The following is a 335-nucleotide window of genomic DNA, read 5'->3' on the forward strand; positions in this document are numbered from 1 at the left end:
AAAAACAATCCATTTTACCACTGCTTTCACAATTTGGTACTTTTTCAACAGATAAAAAAAGAGAGACAGCTTTCGCTGCCTCCCATTCTCCGATCAAAATAGTCTGCGGGACTATCTTAACGACGGATTTCTTTGATACGTGCTGCTTTACCTTGCAATGCACGTAGGTAGTACAATTTAGCACGACGTACTTTACCGTAACGTACTACTTCAATCTTATCAACACGTGGAGTGTGGATTGGGAATGTACGTTCAACACCTACACCACCAGAGATTTTACGTACAGTGTACATTTCTGAGATGCCTTGACCTTTACGAGAGATAACAACACCCTC

Annotated in this window: 1 protein-coding gene; it reads right to left on the bottom strand. The window is 41.2% G+C overall.

The window, feature by feature from the left end; genetic code table 11:
* Positions 1 to 116: 116 nt before the first annotated feature.
* A partial coding sequence (gene rplS / locus C1E99_RS13050) for a 50S ribosomal protein L19 (protein WP_105207746.1) occupies positions 117 to 335 on the bottom strand: 219 nt, incomplete at its 5' end.

Source organism: Streptococcus suis (assembly GCF_002964045.1).
In the GTDB taxonomy this organism is placed as follows: Bacteria; Bacillota; Bacilli; order Lactobacillales; family Streptococcaceae; genus Streptococcus; species Streptococcus suis_U.